The organism is Streptomyces sp. NPDC021749 (assembly GCF_040640655.1).
GTDB lineage: Bacteria > Actinomycetota > Actinomycetes > Streptomycetales > Streptomycetaceae > Streptomyces.
In genome coordinates, this window is sequence record NZ_JBFACE010000054.1 from 21,908 (window position 1) to 40,476 (window position 18,569).

21 protein-coding genes and 1 riboswitch are annotated in these 18,569 nt (G+C 72.8%); of the genes, 15 read left to right on the forward strand and 6 right to left on the reverse strand.

The genetic code is table 11. The annotated features are described in order from the left end of the window. The first annotated feature begins 386 nt into the window (after window positions 1-386). Entirely contained in the window at window positions 387-1,331 is a 945-nt protein-coding gene (locus tag AB0G35_RS33660; RefSeq protein WP_360957484.1) for a M28 family metallopeptidase, read from the forward strand. Between the two features lie 38 nt (window positions 1,332-1,369). Here the strand turns inward: AB0G35_RS33660 and AB0G35_RS33665 are convergent, their stop codons facing one another. Beyond that, window positions 1,370-1,684, reverse strand: coding sequence for a type II toxin-antitoxin system Phd/YefM family antitoxin (locus AB0G35_RS33665; RefSeq protein ID WP_360957486.1), 315 nt, complete (start codon window positions 1,682-1,684; stop codon window positions 1,370-1,372). Window positions 1,685-1,742: 58 nt separating this feature from the next. Between AB0G35_RS33665 and AB0G35_RS33670 the strand changes: the two genes are divergently transcribed. The 4 genes from AB0G35_RS33670 to AB0G35_RS33685 all read left to right on the forward strand — a co-directional run bounded on the left by AB0G35_RS33670 (window position 1,743) and on the right by AB0G35_RS33685 (window position 4,357). After that, window positions 1,743-2,381 carry an ATP-dependent Clp protease proteolytic subunit gene (locus AB0G35_RS33670; RefSeq protein ID WP_360957489.1) on the forward strand — a complete coding sequence of 213 codons (639 nt, stop codon included), beginning with the start codon at window positions 1,743-1,745 and terminating at the stop codon, window positions 2,379-2,381. A gap of 5 nt (window positions 2,382-2,386) precedes the next feature. Further along, window positions 2,387-2,695: a hypothetical protein gene (locus AB0G35_RS33675; RefSeq protein ID WP_360957536.1), complete on the forward strand. Its 309-nt coding sequence runs from the start codon at window positions 2,387-2,389 to the stop codon at window positions 2,693-2,695. Window positions 2,696-3,000: 305 nt separating this feature from the next. Continuing rightward, window positions 3,001-3,174, forward strand: a riboswitch (cyclic di-AMP (ydaO/yuaA leader). Between the two features lie 4 nt (window positions 3,175-3,178). After that, window positions 3,179-3,652 carry a C40 family peptidase gene (locus AB0G35_RS33680; protein WP_360957491.1) on the forward strand — a complete coding sequence of 158 codons (474 nt, stop codon included), beginning with the start codon at window positions 3,179-3,181 and terminating at the stop codon, window positions 3,650-3,652. A gap of 57 nt (window positions 3,653-3,709) precedes the next feature. Beyond that, window positions 3,710-4,357 carry a GNAT family protein gene (locus tag AB0G35_RS33685; RefSeq protein ID WP_360957494.1) on the forward strand — a complete coding sequence of 216 codons (648 nt, stop codon included), beginning with the start codon at window positions 3,710-3,712 and terminating at the stop codon, window positions 4,355-4,357. 342 nt (window positions 4,358-4,699) lie between these two features. On the opposite strand, the gene AB0G35_RS33690 is transcribed toward AB0G35_RS33685, so the two are convergent. Next, complete coding sequence (locus AB0G35_RS33690; protein WP_360957497.1) at window positions 4,700-5,128, reverse strand: ATP-binding protein; 429 nt, start codon at window positions 5,126-5,128, stop codon at window positions 4,700-4,702. Window positions 5,129-5,366: 238 nt separating this feature from the next. After that, window positions 5,367-6,575 (reverse strand): 8-amino-7-oxononanoate synthase, encoded by a 1,209-nt coding sequence (locus AB0G35_RS33695; protein ID WP_360957500.1) that lies wholly within the window; start codon window positions 6,573-6,575, stop codon window positions 5,367-5,369. Window positions 6,576-6,729: 154 nt separating this feature from the next. Here AB0G35_RS33695 and bioB point away from each other — a divergent pair, with 154 nt between their 5' ends. The 3 genes from bioB to bioD are packed head-to-tail and all read left to right on the forward strand — an operon-like array spanning window position 6,730 to window position 9,912. Then, complete coding sequence (gene bioB / locus AB0G35_RS33700) at window positions 6,730-7,881, forward strand: biotin synthase BioB (RefSeq protein ID WP_360957503.1); 1,152 nt, start codon at window positions 6,730-6,732, stop codon at window positions 7,879-7,881. After that, window positions 7,874-9,178: an adenosylmethionine--8-amino-7-oxononanoate transaminase gene (locus AB0G35_RS33705; protein ID WP_360957505.1), complete on the forward strand. Its 1,305-nt coding sequence runs from the start codon at window positions 7,874-7,876 to the stop codon at window positions 9,176-9,178. Before bioB ends, AB0G35_RS33705 begins: the two co-directional genes overlap by 8 nt. A gap of 44 nt (window positions 9,179-9,222) precedes the next feature. After that, window positions 9,223-9,912: a dethiobiotin synthase gene (gene bioD / locus AB0G35_RS33710; RefSeq protein ID WP_360957539.1), complete on the forward strand. Its 690-nt coding sequence runs from the start codon at window positions 9,223-9,225 to the stop codon at window positions 9,910-9,912. Here the strand turns inward: bioD and AB0G35_RS33715 are convergent. Continuing rightward, entirely contained in the window at window positions 9,909-10,346 is a 438-nt protein-coding gene (locus AB0G35_RS33715; protein WP_360957508.1) for a hypothetical protein, read from the reverse strand. The two genes, bioD and AB0G35_RS33715, sit on opposite strands and share 4 nt — an antisense overlap. A gap of 178 nt (window positions 10,347-10,524) precedes the next feature. Here AB0G35_RS33715 and AB0G35_RS33720 point away from each other — a divergent pair, with 178 nt between their 5' ends. Then, window positions 10,525-11,307, forward strand: coding sequence for a class I SAM-dependent methyltransferase (locus tag AB0G35_RS33720; protein WP_360957511.1), 783 nt, complete (start codon window positions 10,525-10,527; stop codon window positions 11,305-11,307). 42 nt (window positions 11,308-11,349) lie between these two features. Further along, window positions 11,350-12,021, forward strand: coding sequence for a class I SAM-dependent methyltransferase (locus AB0G35_RS33725; protein ID WP_360957514.1), 672 nt, complete (start codon window positions 11,350-11,352; stop codon window positions 12,019-12,021). Window positions 12,022-12,078: 57 nt separating this feature from the next. Here the strand turns inward: AB0G35_RS33725 and AB0G35_RS33730 are convergent, their stop codons facing one another. Beyond that, a complete protein-coding gene (locus tag AB0G35_RS33730) occupies window positions 12,079-12,450 on the reverse strand; it encodes a fic family toxin-antitoxin system, toxin component (RefSeq protein ID WP_360957516.1) in 372 nt (123 codons plus the stop codon). After that, window positions 12,447-12,719, reverse strand: coding sequence for a toxin-antitoxin system HicB family antitoxin (locus AB0G35_RS33735; protein ID WP_030414601.1), 273 nt, complete (start codon window positions 12,717-12,719; stop codon window positions 12,447-12,449). Before AB0G35_RS33735 ends, AB0G35_RS33730 begins: the two co-directional genes overlap by 4 nt. A gap of 165 nt (window positions 12,720-12,884) precedes the next feature. On the opposite strand from AB0G35_RS33735, the gene AB0G35_RS33740 reads away from it, so the two are divergent. From AB0G35_RS33740 to AB0G35_RS33760, 5 genes are all read left to right on the forward strand, one after another. After that, window positions 12,885-14,351, forward strand: coding sequence for an APC family permease (locus tag AB0G35_RS33740; protein ID WP_360957519.1), 1,467 nt, complete (start codon window positions 12,885-12,887; stop codon window positions 14,349-14,351). 75 nt (window positions 14,352-14,426) lie between these two features. Beyond that, window positions 14,427-15,317, forward strand: coding sequence for an LLM class F420-dependent oxidoreductase (locus AB0G35_RS33745; protein WP_360957522.1), 891 nt, complete (start codon window positions 14,427-14,429; stop codon window positions 15,315-15,317). A gap of 60 nt (window positions 15,318-15,377) precedes the next feature. Further along, complete coding sequence (locus AB0G35_RS33750; protein ID WP_360957525.1) at window positions 15,378-15,800, forward strand: GNAT family N-acetyltransferase; 423 nt, start codon at window positions 15,378-15,380, stop codon at window positions 15,798-15,800. A gap of 224 nt (window positions 15,801-16,024) precedes the next feature. Further along, the gene (locus AB0G35_RS33755) at window positions 16,025-17,365 is read left to right on the forward strand and encodes a hemolysin family protein (protein ID WP_360957527.1); all 1,341 of its coding nucleotides are present in this window, start codon (window positions 16,025-16,027) and stop codon (window positions 17,363-17,365) included. Further along, entirely contained in the window at window positions 17,362-18,369 is a 1,008-nt protein-coding gene (locus tag AB0G35_RS33760; protein ID WP_360957530.1) for a hemolysin family protein, read from the forward strand. Before AB0G35_RS33755 ends, AB0G35_RS33760 begins: the two co-directional genes overlap by 4 nt. The last annotated feature ends 200 nt before the right edge of the window (window positions 18,370-18,569 follow it).

Genomic DNA, 18,569 nt, shown 5'->3' on the forward strand with positions numbered 1-18,569 from the left:
CAGGTCACGAGCGTGGACGCACTCGTATCGGTAGATGTATCACGCAGTCATTAAAGGGGGAGCAAACCGACTTCCAGCAGTTGGCCATCCAGGACCCCATCGGGGCAGGCTAGTTCGGCCGGATTTCGTCGGCGTTACCACGAATGACGCGGACGTATCGCAGCACATCGCTGGCGCATTCCTTACGCTGACGGGCCACCGCTCACCGGCACAGACGAACCCCCGGAACCACCGATCACCATGATCGCGACATACCGGACGCATTCCGTTCTGCGAACACCCCTGTCCGATATGCGCTCTTGACGATCTCCCAAGTGATCGCAATTCTCATGTGCGCGTCAAAACGCTCCGCACCATCCCCCCACACCTGTATCGGAGCCTTCACTGTGACCCGTTCTGCACGAATACGCCGGGCCGCGCTGGCCACCGGATGCGTCACCGCCCTGGCCGCCACCCTCTTCACCGCGGCCGGCGCCCACGCCGACCCCGCACCGGCCGCCGCCCCGGACATCGACGTCAAGGCCGTCAAGGCCGACCTGGACCAGCTCCAGTCCATCGCCGACGCCAACGGCGGCAACCGCGCCCACGGCAAGCCCGGCCACAAGGCGTCCATCGACTTCATCAAGGGCAAGCTGGACCAGGCCGGATTCAAGACCCAGGTCCAGGAGTTCGACAACAACGGCGCCACCGGCTACAACCTCGTCGCCGACTGGCCGGGCGGCGACGAGAGCAAGACCGTCATGGCCGGCGCCCACGTGGACTCGGTCGACGCCGGTCCCGGCATCAACGACAACGGTTCCGGCTCGGCCGGCATCCTCGAAGTCGCGCTCGCGGTCGCCAAGTCCGAGCTCAAGCCCGCCAAGCACCTCCGGTTCGCCTGGTTCGGCGACGAGGAGGACGGCATGGTCGGCTCGCAGTCCTACGTCCAGAAGCTCGGCGCCGACACGAAGAAGATCGACGCGTACCTGAACTTCGACATGATCGGGTCGCCGAACCCGGGCTACTTCGTCTACGACGACGACGCGCGCCTGGAGAAGGTCTTCAAGGACTGGTTCGCCGCCAAGAACATCGCCACCGAGAAGGAGACCGAGGGCGACGGGCGCTCGGACCACGCCTCCTTCAAGGACGCCGGCGTCGCGGTCGGCGGCCTCTTCTCGGGCGCGGACTACAAGAAGACCGAGGAGCAGGCGAAGAACTGGGGCGGCGAGGCGGGCAAGGCTTTCGACGCCTGCTACCACCAGTCCTGCGACACCTCGAAGAACATCGACGAGAAGGCGCTGGACACCAACACGGACGCCATCGCCGCGGCGATCTGGCAGCTCAGCTCCTGAGCCCTCCGCCCCCTCTTCCGGTCAGCCCGCGCTGACCGTCATCTCTCGCGACCCGGTCGCCGGTCCCCGGCGGCCGGGTCGCGGTGTTCCGCGGCGATGCCGAAGCGTCGCCGTTCGCCCGGAGCGGACGACAGCGGCCGCACGGCGGAGACCGTGCTGATCACCTGCTCGTCCTCCGCGCCCTCCTCCCGCCGTCCCAGCTCTTCGAGCAGCTGCAGGTCAGCGGCGGAAACGAGCGCCACGAGCGGTTTGCCGTGGCGGGTGACCACCACCCGCTCACCGCCGTAGACGACGCGGTTGATCAGATCCGCCAGCTCGGCCCGGGCTTGCGTCACCGGAATTTCGTAGGCCATGCTGCCATTCTAACGGGATGTACATCCTGTACATTTTCTACAGAGAAGAGGAGCGGACATGCTGCGACCGACCGCCCGCTACGTCCTGCCGGAGTTCACCGAGCGCACCGCGCAGGGGACGCAGACGATGGACCCGTACTCGAAGCTGCTCAGCGAGCGGATCATCTTCCTGGGGACCCCGATCGACGACACCGCCGCCAACGACGTCATGGCGCAGCTGATCCACCTCGAACACGCCGCGCCGGAGCGGGACATCTCGCTCTACATCAACTCCCCCGGCGGCTCGGTCACCGCGATGACCGCGATCTACGACACGATGCGCTTCGTGTCCTGCGACGTGGAGACCGTCTGCCTGGGACAGGCCGCGTCCGCCGCCGCGGTGCTGCTGGCCGCCGGCGCCCCCGGCAAGCGGCTGGCGCTCCCGGGCGCCCGGGTGCTGATCCACCAGCCGTCGGTGAGCGAACCGTTCGAGGGCCAGGCCACCGACCTCTACCTCCAGGCCCAGGAGCTGCTGCGCAGCCGCGCCATGCTGGAGGAGATGCTGGCGCTGCACACCGGCCAGCCGCGCGAGCGGATCGCCGCGGACATCGAGCGCGACAAGATCTTCGACGCCCCCGCGGCGCAGGAGTACGGCCTGATCGACGGGCTCACCCGCAACCGCAAGCAGTCGGCCGGCCGGCCGTCGGTCGCGCGGTGAGCCGGATGTGGCCGCCGGAGACCCCGCCGCTGCCCGCCCTCACCCGCGCCGAGGGGCAGCTGATCGACTGCTATCTGGAGGCGCTCGACCTGCTGGGCCGGATCAACCCGGCCCGCGGCGACGGCACCTACCGGGCGCTGCGCGCCGCCCAGGCCCTGGTGGGCAAGGCCGCCGAACTGCGGGACGCGCTGACGCTGATGCACAGCCGCGGTGAGCACGAGCTGCACGGCGAGACGCTGGCCCGGGCGCTGCGGGTGCTGGACGGGGAACGCCGGGCCGGATACGTGACGGTGCCGCCGGCCCGGGAACCCTGACCCGACACGCGCTCGCGCTGCCCGGACGGCGTAGCGTCCGGGCATGCGGTAAGGGGTGGACGAATTGCGCCGGGCACCGAAATTACTGCGGTCGCCGATGTTTCGCCCCAGGTCCGGGGGGTGCCGCAGACGGCACCCCGGCCCGCGACAAGGCAAATCCCACCATTCGGCGCAATTGTGGCGCATGTCACATACGGCATTTTCAACTCGGAATTCCGGTGGCAGGTGCGTGAGGATCCCTTCGACGACAAGACCCCGCCACAGCGACGGGGCGGTCCGGCCGGGCGCCCAATCCCGCCGCCGTGCCGGATGTCCGGTCGATGCGTGTGGATCGGCGGGAGCGGAGGACCCGAGCAGTACGGGGTCCGGGGCCCGCGCGGCCCGACGGACTCCTTGGGGTGAAGCCGTGGAAGCGGCCGGGCATCTTCGCCTGCCCGAACCCGACAGGTCTTCCTTCGCAGGCGGCTGACGAAGGGTTTGCGCATGACCGTGCGCACGCATACGCCTCATCTGCTGGCCCGCGCCGGCACGGTGTCCGCACTGGCACTGGCCACGCTCGGCGGGACCACGCTCGCACCGGGAACCACCGCCGACGCCGAGGCCGCGACCGTCTCCGCCCATGCGCTGCGGATCGCGGCCTCCAAGCGGGGCTCGCCCTACCAGTACGGGGCCATGGGGCCGTACCGCTTCGACTGTTCGGGCCTGACGCTGTACTCGTTCAAGCGCGCCGGCCGCGACCTGCCGCGGACCGCCGCCCAGCAGTACGGCCACACCCGGCACATCCCGGCCTCCGCCCGGAAACGCGGGGACCTGGTGTTCTTCCGTTCGGGCCACGGCATCTACCACGTCGGCATCTACGCCGGGCAGGGCCGGATGTGGCATGCGCCCAAGGCCGGCAGCGTGGTGCGGCTGGAGAAGATCTGGTCCCGCGCGGTCTCGTACGGAAGGGTGCGCTGAGCTGCGGCGACGCCGGCCGGCCAGTCAATTGTCAGTGCCGGCCGGTAACTTGACCGGGTGAGTTCGCAACTGAGCAAGGTGCTGACGGCCGCCGCGCAGGGGAGCTTCCCGCCCGCGGACGGTGCGGTGACGGTGCTGCCCCAGCCCTCCCCGCGGGACGTGGGCGTGGTGTCGTTCACCTGCCACGCCGTGGTGTTCGCGGACGTGGATCCGTCCTGGGTGCGCGACCGGATGGCTCCCGGCGATCTCGCCGGACCGCTCAGCCCGCCGTTCCTGACCGCGCTCGGCGAACGGACCGGCCGCGAGGCCAACAACATCGACCTGGCCACGGTCGCGGCGGCGCTGCCCGGGCCGCCGCCGCTGGACCTGGTGGAGACGACGGACCGCAGCCATCCGCGCATCGTCCGGGCGCTGCGCCACCGCGACGAGGTGCGGGCCTGGACGACCGGGGACGGCGGGACGCTGGTCATCGGCCGCGGTGTGGCCGGGCGCTGGGAGCTGGCGGTGGAGGTCGACGGCGCCGCCCAGGGCCGCGGCCTCGGCCGCCGGCTGGCGCACGCCGCCCGCCATCTCATACCGGCCGGCGAACGGCTCTGGGCCCAGGTCGCCCCCGGCAACGCCCGCAGCGTCCGCGCGGTGCTGGCCGCGGGGTTCGTCCCGGTGGGCGCGGAGGTGCTGATGGTGCCGGTCGGCGGGCGCGGCTGAGCCGTACCGCCGCAGGGGCGGCCCGGCCCGGACGGGGGCACGGAGCACGTCCCGCCGGGCGCCACGGAGGCGGTCGCGCGGGGAGCGGTCGATCTGGCGCCGACCCACGAGTACGTGCCGGGGGGAGGCCGTGCCGGAGGGAAGCCATGCCGCCGCGGACGGCGTGGTGCCGGAGCCGCTGCTCACCGAGGAGCTCGTGCTCGTAGCGGCCGCAGGGGCGAGCGGGGCGGTGTGGTGCCTTCAGCCGGCCCTCCTCCACGCCGTGACGGCCGCACACCGAGCGAGCCGCACACGAGCACGTCGCACGCCGAGCACGTCGCACACCGAGCGAGTCGCGCGCAGTCAGCCGGCCGCGACCCGCCAGGGCAGGCTGATCCAGACGGTCTTGCCGCCGGTGTCGGTGGGGACGACGGAGAGCCGGCCGCCGGCCTCCGCGGCGAGGAAGCGGATGATGACCAGCCCCCGGCCGTTGTCCTGCTGGACCGCGGCGGGCAGCCGGCGCGGGCGGCGGGGATGACTGTCGGTGACCCCGACACGCAGTACCTCGTCGCGGTGCAGACGCAGTTCGAGGGTGAAGGTCGGGGACTGGCCGAAGGTGTGCTGGACGGCGTTGGTGGCGAGTTCGGAGACGATCAGGCGGACCGCGTCGGCGGTGGCGGAACCGGCGGGCAGGCCCCATTCGGTGACCACGGCGAGGGCGTGTCTGCGGGCGAGGCGGACCGATTCCGGGGCGCTCGGCAGGGTGAGTGAGGATTCCTGGTGGTCTGCCATCGCGACGCCGTCCCTTTCCCACCGAGGCCGGCTCCGGTCCGCTGACCGGGGAGCCGGTGTGCCGCTCGGGTCAACGATTCGGCCTCGGACTTCTGCTGGAGCGCCAGAGTGCCACCCGTGCCCCCGGTGTGGTGCTCGATCCGCCAACTTATGCAGACTTCTGTCGCTCGATGCGGTGAACTCTGCGACGGGAGACCGGATGCGGGACGCCGTTCCGGTCACCCAGGGTCACCGGAGGTCAGATCATCGGCGGTGCGGTGGCGACGATCGTGTCCACCGCCCGGTCGAGCTGATCGCCCGTCAGATCCGCGCGGGCGGTGAGCCGCAGCCGGGAGATCCCGTCCGGTACGGACGGCGGCCGGAAGCAGCCGACCGCGAGACCGGCCGTACGGCAGTCGGCGGCCCAGCGGACCGCGGCCTCCGGCGACGGAGCGCGGACGGAGACCACCGCGGCGTCCGGCCGTACGGCCGTCAGTCCGGCCGCGGTGAGCCGGCGGTGCAGTTCACGGGCGACCTCGCCGGCCCGGGCGGCGCGCTCGGGTTCGCGGCCGATCAGCCGCAGTGCGGCCAGCGCGCCGCCGGCCGCGGCCGGGGCCAGCCCGGTGTCGAAGATGAACGTCCGGGCGGTGTTGACCAGGTGCTCGATGACCCGGGCCGGGCCGAGCACCGCGCCACCCTGGGAGCCGAGCGACTTGGAGAGCGTCACGGTGGCCACCACGTCGCCGTCGCCGGCCAGTCCGGCCGCCGCGAGCGCGCCCCGGCCTCCGTCGCCGAGGACCCCCAGGCCGTGGGCGTCGTCGACGAGCAGCGCGGCGCCGTGCGCGCGGCAGGCGGCGGCCAGTGCGGGCAGCGGCGCGGCGTCGCCGTCGACCGAGAACACCGAGTCGGTGACCACCAGCGCCCGCCCCGCGTGGCCGGCCAGGGCGCCGCGTACGGCGTCGGGGTCGGCGTGCGGCGCGACCTCGGTGCGGGCCTTGGCGAGCCGGCAGCCGTCGATGAGCGAGGCGTGGTTGCCCGCGTCGGAGACGACCAGGGTGCCGGGTGCGGTCAGTGCGGTGACCGCGGCGAGATTCGCGGCATATCCGGACGACAGCACCAGAGCCGCCTCGAAGCCGCAGAACGCGGCGAGTTCCGCCTCCAGCCGGGCGTGGAGTTCGGTGCTGCCGGAGACCAGCCGGGAGCCGGTGGCGCCGGCGCCCCAGAGCCGCGCGGCCTCGGCCGCGGCGTGGGTGACCTCCGGGTGCCGGGAGAGTCCGAGATAGTCGTTTCCGGCCAGGTCGAGCAGCGGGGAGTCGGCGGGGCGGGGGCGCAGCGCGCGGACCAGGCCGGCGCGTTGGCGCTCGGCGCGGGCGGTGTCGAGCCAGTCGAAGGCCGCGCCGGGCGCCGGTCCGGCGGCGGGCGGGGGCGCGGTGTCGCGCGGCAGCGGCGGGGCGGAGTCCTGCGGCATCGGCGTCCTTCGTCGAGGGCTCGATTGTGGGCTGTCGATAGACGTTAGCGGTCGTTCCGCACGGCCACGGTGTGGCGATACACACACCCCGATCGGCGCGCGTTGTGGGAATCCTCCTTGGCCGGGGGCGGGGGCGTAGGCCAGGATCATCGCCATGGACCTGCTGAACACACTGGTGGACAAGGGACTGCGGCGCGAGTTGCCGACCCGTGAAGAGGCGCTGGCCGTGCTGGCGACTTCCGATGACGAACTGCTCGACGTCGTGGCCGCGGCCGGAAAGGTGCGCCGCCAGTGGTTCGGGCGGCGGGTCAAGCTCAACTACCTCGTCAACCTCAAGTCGGGCCTGTGCCCCGAGGACTGCTCGTACTGCTCGCAGCGGCTGGGGTCGAAGGCCGAGATCCTCAAGTACACCTGGCTGAAGCCCGACGACGCCTCCAAGGCGGCCGCCGCCGGGGTGGCCGGCGGTGCCAAGCGCGTGTGCCTGGTGGCCAGCGGCCGCGGACCGACGGACAAGGACGTGGACCGGGTCTCGGAGACCATCTCCGCCATCAAGGAGCAGAACGAGGGCGTGGAGGTGTGCGCCTGCCTGGGGCTGCTCTCCGACGGCCAGGCCGAGCGGCTGCGCGCGGCGGGCGCCGATGCCTACAACCACAACCTCAACACCTCGGAAGCCACCTACGGCGACATCTGCACCACGCATGACTTCTCCGACCGGGTCGACACCGTCCAGCAGGCCCAGGCCGCGGGCATGTCGGCCTGTTCCGGGCTGATCGCCGGTATGGGCGAGTCCGACGCCGACCTCGTCGACGTGGTGTTCGCGCTGCGCGAGCTGGACCCGGACTCGGTGCCGGTCAACTTCCTGATCCCGTTCGAGGGCACCCCGCTCGCCAAGGAGTGGAACCTCACCCCGCAGCGTGCGCTGCGCATCCTGGCGATGGTGCGGTTCGTCTGCCCGGACATCGAGGTGCGGCTGGCCGGCGGCCGCGAGGTGCATCTGCGCAGTCTGCAGCCGCTGGCCCTGCACCTGGTCAACTCCATCTTCCTGGGCGACTACCTGACCAGTGAGGGCCAGGCCGGCAAGGACGACCTGGCGATGATCGCGGACGCCGGCTTCGAGGTGGAGGGCACCGACACCACGACGCTGCCCGAGCACCGCCGGCCGTGCGGCGAGCAGGCGGCCGGGACCCCGGGGACGGACGCCGAGGCGCCCGCCGGCACCGTTCCCGCCCCGTCCGACGAGACCCGCCGCGATCTGGTCTCGGTGCGTCGTCGCGGCGCCGGTACCGACCTGCCGCCCAATGCCTGAGCCGCTCGGCCCCCGCGAACTGCTCGCCCTGGACCGGCAGCACGTCTGGCACCCGTACGGGCCGATGCCCGGCACCGCCGCGCCGCTGCTGGTCGAGTCGGCCTCCGGCGTCCGGCTGCGGCTGGCCGAACCGGCCGAGGGCCGGGACGAGTTGGTGGACGGGATGTCCTCCTGGTGGTCGGCGGTGCACGGCTACAACCACCCGGTGCTCAACGACGCCGCCCGCGGCCAGTTGGAGCGGATGAGCCATGTGATGTTCGGCGGGCTCACCCACGAGCCCGCGGTGCGGCTGGTCAAGCGGCTGGTCGACATCACCCCGGAGCCGCTGCAGCACGTCTTCCTCGCCGACTCCGGTTCGGTGTCGGTCGAGGTCGCCGTGAAGATGTGCCTGCAGTACTGGCGTTCGCTGGGCAGGCCCCGCAAACAGCGGCTGCTGACCTGGCGGGGCGGCTACCACGGCGACACCTGGCAGCCGATGTCGGTGTGCGATCCGGACGGCGGGATGCACGAGCTGTGGCAGGGGGTGCTGCCGCGGCAGATCTTCGCGGACGCCCCGCCGCCCGGCTTCGACGCCCCGGCCGACCCGGCGTACGCGGAGCATCTGCGCGAGCTGATCGGCCGGCACGCCGACGAGCTGGCGGCGGTGATCGTGGAGCCGGTGGTGCAGGGTGCGGGCGGGATGTCGTTCCACTCCCCCGCGTACCTGCGGGTGCTGCGGGAGGCCTGCGACGCGCACGACGTGCTGCTCGTGTTCGACGAGATCGCCACCGGCTTCGGCCGTACCGGTGCGCTCTTCGCCGCCGGGCACGCGGGGGTGGCGCCCGATGTGATGTGCCTCGGCAAGGCGCTGACCGGCGGTTATCTGACGCTGGGCGCGACGCTGTGCACCACGGCGGTGGCGGACGGGATCTCCCGCGGCGAGCTGCCGGTGCTGGCGCACGGCCCGACGTTCATGGGCAATCCGCTGGCCACCGCGGTGGCCGACGCGTCGATCGAGCTGCTGCTGTCGCAGGACTGGGCGCAGGAGGTCAAGCGCATCGAGGCCGGGCTGCGGGCCGGACTGGCGCCGGCCGCTGAGCTCCCCGGGGTGCGGGACGTCCGGGTGCTCGGCGCGATCGGCGTGGTGCAGCTCGACCGTCCGGTGGACATGGCGGCCGCGACCCGGGCGGCCGTGCGTGCGGGCGTCTGGCTGCGGCCGTTCCGGGATCTGATCTACACGATGCCGCCGTACATCACCGGTGATGCCGAGGTGGCGCGGATCTGCGCCGCGGTGTGCGCCGCGGCACGCGAGGGCTGAAGGCCGCGGGCCGTGGCCTGCGGCCGATGAGGAGGGACGAAGAGATGTCGGTGCTGTTCGTGACGGGCACGGGCACGGAGATCGGCAAGACGGTGACCACGGCCGCGATCGCGGCGGCCGCGCTCGCCCAAGGCCGTTCGGTGGCGGTGCTCAAGCCGGCCCAGACCGGGGTCACCGCGGACGAGACGGGCGATGCGGCGGAGGTCGAGCGGCTGGCCGGCCCGGTCACCGCCGTGGAACTCGCCCGCTATCCCGACCCGTTGGCGCCCGCGACGGCCGCCCAGCGGGCCGGTCTGCCGCCGGTGGGACCGCAGGAGATCGCCGAGGCCGCCGCCAAACTGGCCGCCTCGCACGACCTGGTGCTGGTCGAGGGTGCGGGCGGGCTGCTCGTACGGCTGGACGCGGAGGGCCACACCCTCGCCGACGCGGCCCGGCTGGCGGACGCCCCGGTGCTGGTGGTCGTCCAGGCCGGGCTGGGCACCCTCAACTCCACCGCGCTGACCGCGCTGGCGCTGCGCCACTACGGTCTCGCCTCCCCCGGCATCGTCGTCGGCAGTTGGCCGGCCGACCCCGATCTGGCCTGCCGCTGCAATCTGACGGACCTTCCGGAGGCGGCCGGGGCGCCGCTGCTGGGCGTGATCCCGGAAGGCTCCGGCGCACTGCCGCCGAGCGCCTTCCGGGCCGCAGCCCCGACGTGGCTGGCCCCGGCGCTCGGCGGCAGCAAGGCGCTTTAGATCACCGCGACGGTCGCCGTGTTCGCGTAGCTGAAGCCTTCCTCGTCGAAGTAGAAGACGCTGAGCTTCACCTTGTCGCCCTTGGCGAAGTGCGAGCCGACGGCCGGGCGCAGGGTGACCTGCGCCGTGTGGTCGGCGTAGTCGCAGACGAGCTTGGCGTTCTTGATGGTGCCGGCGGCGATCGACTCCTCGTGGCCGGTGGTGTTGAGCTTGGTGGCGTTGGCGACCAGCTGGTGGTTCATGCCCTCGTCACAGGAGTACGTGACCTTCGCCTGCAGGCCCGGCTCGTGGAACGTGACCTTGTTGATGGTCAGCAGGTTGGCCTTGGCCGCCGCGGACGGGGCGGCGGCCAGTGCGCCGGCGCCCAGCATGAGCGTGGCGGCGGCGGTACCGGCGAGACGGCGCCGGAGACGGGTGGACGTGGTCGACGTCATCGACTTCATCGTGTTCCTTCCCCCTGGTGCGGTCACCTTGGTCGGGCATGGCGGAGGATTTCCGCATGCGCGGTGACTGCGACAGTTGTTCGGTTTGACGGCCGATCATACGGGATCTTCCCGGCGGAAATCGGCGAAACGTCGAACCGTCGACCCGGCTCACCGGCACACTGCGGGGATGGTGGATTTCGCGTACGCGGACCGGAGCCTCGCCGAGTGGTACGACCTCCTCAACCCCTGGGGGCCGGGCGACGACTTCTACCTGGACCTGGTCATGTCCGCGGCCTCTGTCCTGGACGTCGGCTGCGGTACGGGCACCCTGCTGCACCGCGCCCGGGCGCGCGGCCACCGGGGACGGCTGTGCGGACTCGATCCGGCGGACGGGATGCTGGAGCGCGCACGCCGGCGCACCGACATCGCCTGGCTCGCGGGCGACGCGCTGTCACTGGCCGGGGAGAACCGCCCCGGCCCGGTCTTCGACCTGGTGGTGATGACCGGGCACGCCTTCCAAGTCCTCGTCGACGACGCCGAGTTGAGGGGTTCGCTGGCCGCGGTCCGGGCGGCGCTGGCGGACGGCGGCCGGTTCGCCTTCGAGACCCGCAATCCGTTCGTACGGCCCTGGGAGCGGTGGACGCCGGACCGGGCGGTCGAGGTGACCGACGCGGCCGGGGTCACGGTACGGGTCGCGCACCGGGTCGACCTGCCGGTGCGCGGGGACGTGGTCCGCTTCTCGGAGACCTTCAGCGGCCCGGACGGCGCCCGGCCGCGGGTGAGCCGGAGCGCCCTGCGGTTCCTCGACAACCGGACGCTGGGCGAACACCTGGCCGGGGCGGGGCTGACCGTCGAGGAGCAGTACGGCGACTGGGACCGCAGTCCGCTCACCGCGGACGCCCCGGAGATCATCACCATCTGCCGGGCCGCGTCGGCCGGGACTCGGCGCGCCCTCGGCTGGGGAGACTGACAGCAGCAGCGGGCATCGGGCAGCACGGGAAAAGGGGTCGTCATGAGGCAGCGCAGGAGAGTTCCGCCCGGCACCGTCCACCACCCGGTCTTCGCCCGCTTCTACGCGACCTGCTGCGGGCCGGCCGCGGATGCGCGGGCGGGGGTGGCGCGGCTCCGCAGGGAGCTGCTGGCCGGGGCCACCGGCCGGGTCATCGAGGTCGGCGCGGGCACCGGGCTGAACTTCGCGCACTACCCGGGCACGGTCTCGGAGGTGGTGGCGATCGAGCCGGAGCCGACGCTGCGCCAGGTGGCGCGGGCCGCAGCGGCCCGGGCGGAGGTGCCGGTGGATCTGGTGCCGGGGGTCGCGGAGGCGCTGCCGGTGAAGAGCGAGGCGTTCGACACGGCGGTGGCGTCGCTGGTGCTGTGTTCGGTACACGAGACCCGGCGGGCGCTGGCGGAGCTGCGGCGGGTGCTGCGGCCCGGCGGGGAACTGCGGTTCTTCGAGCACGGGCGGGCCGCGGGGCGCGGTCTGGCGGCGGTGCAGTGGTCGCTGGACCACACGGTGTGGCCACTGCTGATGGGCGGCTGCCACACCGGCCGGGACCCGCTGGGCGAGATCCGGGCGGCCGGTTTCGAGGTGGTGCGGGTGCGGCGGCTGAAGGTCCCGGAGCGCGGTCCGACCCTGCCGACCTCCCCGGCCGTGCTGGGCCTGGCACGGCGGCCGGCCGACTGACCACGCGGGCCGGCCGGGCCGCCGGGGATCACCGGGACCGCGGCCGACCGCCGGTGGTCACAGGATCCAGGTGCGCAGTTCGTCCGCGATGGCATGGACGTCCGCGGTGCCGTCCTTGATGAGCCGGGCGAGGTCGCGGACCCGCTCCGGCGAGGTGGCGATCTTCAGTCCGCCGGCGACCAGGTAGCCGTAGGCGACGGCGGTCGCGAACATCGCGTTCGAGCGCTCCAACGCGGGTACCTGGAGCAGGAGTTGGAGGAGTGCGGCGGCACGGTCCGGCGGGTCGGGGTAGACCGGGACGCCGAATATCTCGGCGTCGTGGCGGCTGACCGCGGCCACCAGCGCACCCCAGTCGGTGACCTGGGGATCCCCGGGGGTGTGCTGTTCGGCGATCAGGAGGAGCCAGGCGAGGTCGATGCGGAGCGTCACGTCGTGCCCGGCAGACCCTCGCGGTCGGCAGGCGCGGCCGGTCCGGGCGCGCCGCCCGTGTCCCGGCCGAATTCCTCGGCGAAGACCCGCTCGTACTGCTTCATGAAGTCGGAGGCGGCCTCGACGAAGGTCTGGCCGACCTCGCCGGCGTCGCGCAGGACGAGCTCCTCGATATAGCGGTTCATGCTCACTCCCCGCTGCAGGGCACGCTCCCGCGCCGCTTCGGCGGTGGCCTCGTCCACGCGGACGTTCAGCTGTGTCTTCGCCACTCCTTCACGCTAGCGCGGTGGCGCTAGCACCGGCAAGCGCCGCCGGTCGCCCGGGCCCGCGGTCCGCGTGCCGCTGCCGGGGGTGCCGGGGCGGATGGCGCACGATGTGATCCGTTGTGCGACCGGACCGCCCTCGACCGCTCGGCCGTCAGGAGGACCACCGCCGTGTCCGTGCCCGCTGCCGTCCCTCATCTGAAGCGCAGCCTGCGGCGCTTCGACATCATGGCGATCGGCGTCGCCGCGGTGGTCTCCTTCGACGTGATCGGGCAGATCGCCGCCGGCGGCGGCCAGGCGGTCACCTGGATCGGGGTGATCGTGGTGGGGTTCCTGCTGCCGTACACGCTGGTCTTCGCCGAGACCGGCGCCGCGTTCCCGCAGGAGGGCGGCCCGTACGTGTGGGTGGAGGTGGCGTTCGGCCGGCTGCCGGCGGTGCTCACCACGATGTTCTACTGGGTGACCAACCCGGTCTGGCTCGGCGGTTCGCTGGTGGTCCTGGCCGCCCAGGCCTGGGACGGTTTCGTCTTCCCGCTCGGCACGGGCACCGTGGCCGACTACGCCTTCAAGCTGGTCTTCATCTGGATCGCGATCCTCACCGCGGTGATCTCGCTGCGCCGCGGCAAGTGGATCACCACGGCCGGTGCCGGCGCCAAGGTCCTGGCACTGGCCTTCTTCACCGCGACGGCGGTGGCGTACGGCCTCCAGCACGGTTTCCGCGGTCTGGAGGTGGCCGGTTTCGCGCCGACGGCGGCCGGTTTCCTGGCGCTGGTCCCGGTGCTGCTGTTCGCGTTCGTCGGGTTCGAGGCGCCGAACGCGGCCGGGGACGAGATGCTCGACCCGCGGCGCGACGTACCGGTCGCGATCGGGGTGTCCGCCTCCGTCGCCACCTGCTGCTATCTGCTGCCGGTGCTGGCCATCCTGTCCGCCGCCCCGGCCGGCCGGGTCACCGGCGTCAGCGGCTTCATGGAGGCGGCCCGGCTGGTCTTCGGGATCTACGGGAGCTGGCGCGGGCCGCTGCTGTCGTGCGTCGCCGTGCTGTTCGCGCTGTCGCTGCTGACACAGGGCAGCGCCTGGATGATCGTCGCGGACCGGATGCAGGCGATGGCCGCCGCCGACGGCGGGTTCTTCACCCGGGCGCTGGGCGCCTTCCACCCGCGGCTGGGCACCCCGGTCCGGATGAACCTGCTGTCCGGCGTCACCGCCACCGTCTTCATGGCGGCGTCGATGAACCTGGCGAACGGCGACGCCTCGGCGATCTTCGGGGTGGTGCTGACCGTCGCCATCACCACCCTGCTGCTGTCGTACATCGCCGTGGTCCCCGCCCTGCTGGCGCTCCGGCTGCACCACCGCGCGGCCCCCCGCCCGTACCGAGTCCCGTTCGGCACCCGGGGTTTCACGGTCGCCACCCTGCTCGTCTACGCCTGGATCCTGCTCGGCTGCTGGGTGGCGCTGTTCCCCGGCACGCTGGAGCAGCTCGTCGGCCTCCGCTACGACTTCCGGGCCACCTGGGGCGTCTCCCGGCTCGCCTTCGAGGCGTTCACCCTCGGTACGGTCGCGGTGCTGCTGGCGGTCGCGGCGGCCGGGTATCTGGTGCAGCGGTGGCGGGCCCCGTCGGAGGACAGCCGGACGCCCTGACGTGAACGGGCCGTGCTTGCATAGGGGTTGACCGGTCGCGACCAGCACCGGTCACCGCATCCACCAGGGGGTTCCATGCCACGACCGTTCCGCTTCGGTGTCAACATGCTCACGCTGGAGGCCGGGGATTCCTGGCGGCGGAAGTGCCGCCGGGCCGAGGAGCTGGGTTATGACGTCCTGCTCGTACCGGACCACCTCGGGATGCCGGCGCCGTTCCCCGCGCTGATCGCGGCGGCGGAGGCGACCGAACGGCCGCGGGTGGGCACCTTCGTGCTCAACGCGGGGTTCTGGAACCCGGCGCTGCTGGCCCGCGAGGTGGCGACCACCGACGCACTCACCGGCGGACGGCTGGAGCTCGGCCTGGGCACCGGATACGTCCGCGCCGAGCACGAGACCGCCGGACTGCCGTGGGGCTCGCCCCGCGAACGGGTGGACCATCTGGTGCGCACCGTCGAGGAGTTGGACCGGCTGCTGGGCGGCCCGGACCACGTGCCGCAGCCGGCGCAGCGGCCCCGGCCGCCGCTGCTGATCGGCGGCAACGGGCCCCGGATGCTGCGGCTGGCCGCCGAACACGCCGAGATCGCGGCGTTCACCGGCGGCCGCCAGGCACCGGGCCGGCCGGAGGGCACCCTGGAGCTGATGCCCGCGGACGAACTGGCGGCGTCCGTGGCCCGCTACGAGGGGTACGCGGCCGGCCGCCCGGAGCCGGCCGAGCGCAACATCCTCATCCAGCAGGTGCGGAACACCCGCGACCGGCGGGCGGTCGCCCGGGAGATCGCGGACCGCGAGGTCGGGCTGGACGAGGAGCAGGCGCTGGAGGTGCCGACGCTGCTGATCGGCACCCCGCGGCAGATGGCCGAGCAGCTGCGGGAGCACCGCGAGCGGTTCGGTTTCTCGTACCTCACCGTCCTCGACTCCGCGCTGGAGGAGTTCGCTCCGGTGCTGGAGGAATTGCGGGGCAGCTGACCGCCCCGAGGCACGGAAAGGGGTGGCGGGCCGGGGGCCGCGGGTGCTTGGCTCGTCGCCATGAGCGATATGGACATCCGGCCGGCCGTCGCCTCCGACGCCGGGGCGGTGCTCGGCTTCTGGGAGGCGGCCGCCGAGGGCACGAGCATCAGCGACGACGTGGACGGGGTGCGGCGCCTCATCGAGCGGGACCCGGAAGCGCTGATCCTGGCCGAGTCGGGCGGGACGCTGGTCGGCACGGTGATCGCCGGCTGGGACGGCTGGCGGGCGTCGCTGTACCGGCTCGCCGTACATCCCTCCCACCGCCGGCGGGGCGTCTCGAAGGCGCTGCTCGCCGCGGCCGAGGAGCGCTTCGTGAAGCTGGGCGGACGGCGCGGGGACGCCATGGTGCTGGAGGCGAACGAGCGGGCCCACCACGCCTGGGCGGCGGCGGGCTACCGCCGCGAGGAGCAGTGGCGGCGCTGGACGAAGCCGCTGGTCTGAGCGCCGCCGGCGCCGGAATCCGTCACCACCGAGCCCGCCCCGGGATACTTGGGGCGGGCTCTCCCACACCCTTCACTTTGCCGATCCTTTACCATGGTCTTTCCCGGTCACGAGCGAAAGGTGTGTGAGCGTCCAGCCATGGGCGACCCTCCCAGTTGTCGGACATTCCCGCGACGATGCGCGAACCTCCCCGTCGTGTTCCAGCATGGGACGGAGGTGACCCGATGACCGACCTGCTCCTGCTGGGCGTGGCGCTCCTCCTGACCCTCGCCTGTGGTGTATTCGTCGCGGCCGAGTTCTCGCTGACGACCGTCGAGCGCAGCGACCTCGTACGCGCCGCCGAGCGCGGCGAGCGCGGCGCGGACAGCGCGCTGAAGGCGGTCCGCGGCCTGACCTTCCAGCTCTCCGGTGCCCAGCTCGGCATCACCGTCACCGGCCTGGTCATCGGCATGCTGTCCAAACCGGCCATCGCCACCCTGCTGGCGGGGCCGCTGGGCGCCGTGGGGCTCTCGCGCGGGGTCGCGGAGTCGGTGGCGCTGGTCCTCGGCACGGCGGTCTCCACGGTCGTCCTGATGGTGGTCGGCGAGCTGGTCCCCAAGAACTGGGCGATCTCCCACCCGCTGGCCATCGCCAAGCGGGTCGCCACCGCCCAGCGCGGGTTCAGCGCCGCCTTCAGACCGTTCATCCGGCACCTGAACAACACCGCCAACCGCACCGTCCGCCGGATGGGCCTGGACCCCGCCGAGGAGCTGGCCTCGGCCCGCGGCCCGCAGGAGCTGGTCGCGCTGGCGCGGCACTCCGCCAAGGAGGGCGCACTGGAGGCGGACACCGCCGAGCTGTTCGTCCGGACCCTCAACCTCGCCGACCTCACCGCGGAGAACGTCATGACCCCGCGGGTCCAGGTGATCGCCCTGGAGGTGCAGTCCACCGCCGAGGACGTCGCCAATGCGACCCGGGCGACCGGACTGTCCCGCTTCCCGGTCTACCGCGGCAACCTGGACAGCGTCGCCGGCGTGGTGCACATCAAGGACGTGCTGACCGTCCCGGCCGAGCGCCGGCTCCGCCACCCGGTCTCCGACCTGCTGCGCGAGCCGCTGCTGGTGCCGGCCACGCTGACCGTGGACCGGCTGCTGGACCGGCTCTCCGGCCGGCGCACGATGGCCGTGGTCATCGACGAGTACGGCGGCACGGCCGGCGTCGTGACGCTGGAGGACATCGTCGAGGAGGTGGTCGGCGAGGTCCGCGACGAGCACGACCCGCTGGAGACCCCCGACCTGTCCCCCGCCGGCTCCGACGCCGAGGGCCGCAGCGCCTACCAGGCCGACGGCGGCGCCCGCACCGACCAGCTGGAACGCATCGGTCTGCGGGTCCCGGAGGGCCCGTACGAGACGCTGGCCGGGCTGATCGCCACCGAACTGGGCCGGATACCGGTCCCCGGTGACCGCCTGGAGGTGGCCGGCTGGACGATGGACGTCCTGGACGCCTCCGGCCACCGAGCGGCGCGGGTGCTGCTGCACGCCCCGCTGCCGGGCAGCACCGACGAGGGGACGGAGACCGCCCGATGACCGCGCTCCAACTGTTCGTCGGCCTGCTGACGCTGGTCGTCAACGCCTTCTTCGTCGGCGCCGAGTTCGCCCTGATCTCGGTGCGCCGCAGCCAGATCGAGCCGTACGCCGAACGCGGGGACCGGCGGGCGACCAGCGTCCTGTGGGGCCTGTCCCACGTATCGGCACTGCTGGCGGCGGCCCAGCTCGGGATCACCCTCTGCACCCTGGTCCTGGGCGCGGTCGCCGAACCGGCCATCGCGCACCTGCTGGAACCGGTCTTCCACGCGGTGGGCATCTCGCACGCGCTGGTCCACCCGATCTCGTTCGTGATCGCCCTGTCCCTGGCCACGTACCTGCACATGCTGTTCGGCGAGATGGTGCCGAAGAACGTGGCGCTGGCCGAGCCGGTACGCACCGCGCTCGCCCTCGGGCCGCCGCTGGTGGCACTGACCCGGGCGCTGCGCCCGGTGATCTTCACGGTCAACGCGTGCGCCAACGGGCTGCTCAAACTGCTGCGGGTGGAGACCAGGGACGAGGTGGCCGCGACCTTCTCGGACGCCCAGCTCGCGCGGATGGTCGAGGACTCCCGGCAGGCCGGACTCCTCGACGAACGGGCCCAGGAGCGCCTCCGGGACGCCCTGGAACTGGGCCGCCGCCCGGTCCGGGACGTGATCCTCCCGGCCGAGAAGGTGGTCTCGGCCCGGATGGGCATCACCGCCGAGGAACTGGAGCAGCTCGCCGCAGAGTCCGGCTTCTCCCGCTTCCCGGTCGTCGACGACACCCGCCGCATCCTCGGCTACCTCCACGTCAAGGACGCCCTGGACGCCGTCGCACGCGAGGTGCCGTTCCCCGTCTCGGCCCTGCGCCCCATCGCCCGGGTCCGCGCCGCGACACCGCTGGACGACGTCCTGACCGCCATGCGGGGCTCTCGTACCCACCTCGCGGCCGTCATCGGCGATGACGGCCGCCTGGCCGGCCTGGTCACGATGGAGGACGTCCTCCGCCAGCTGGTTCTTCAGTAGCCGCACATCCGCTGCGCGGGGCGGGGCCGCGTACGTGGCTGGCTATCCCGCCGCGGGGCGTCCCGCCGTTGCGCGCTTGCGGCGCCGCCCACGTAGCTGGCTGTTCCGCCGCGGGGCGTCCCGCCGTTGCGCGCTTGCGGCGCCGCCCACGTAGCTGGCTGTTCCGCCGCGGGGCGTCCCGCCGTTGCGCGCTTGCGGCG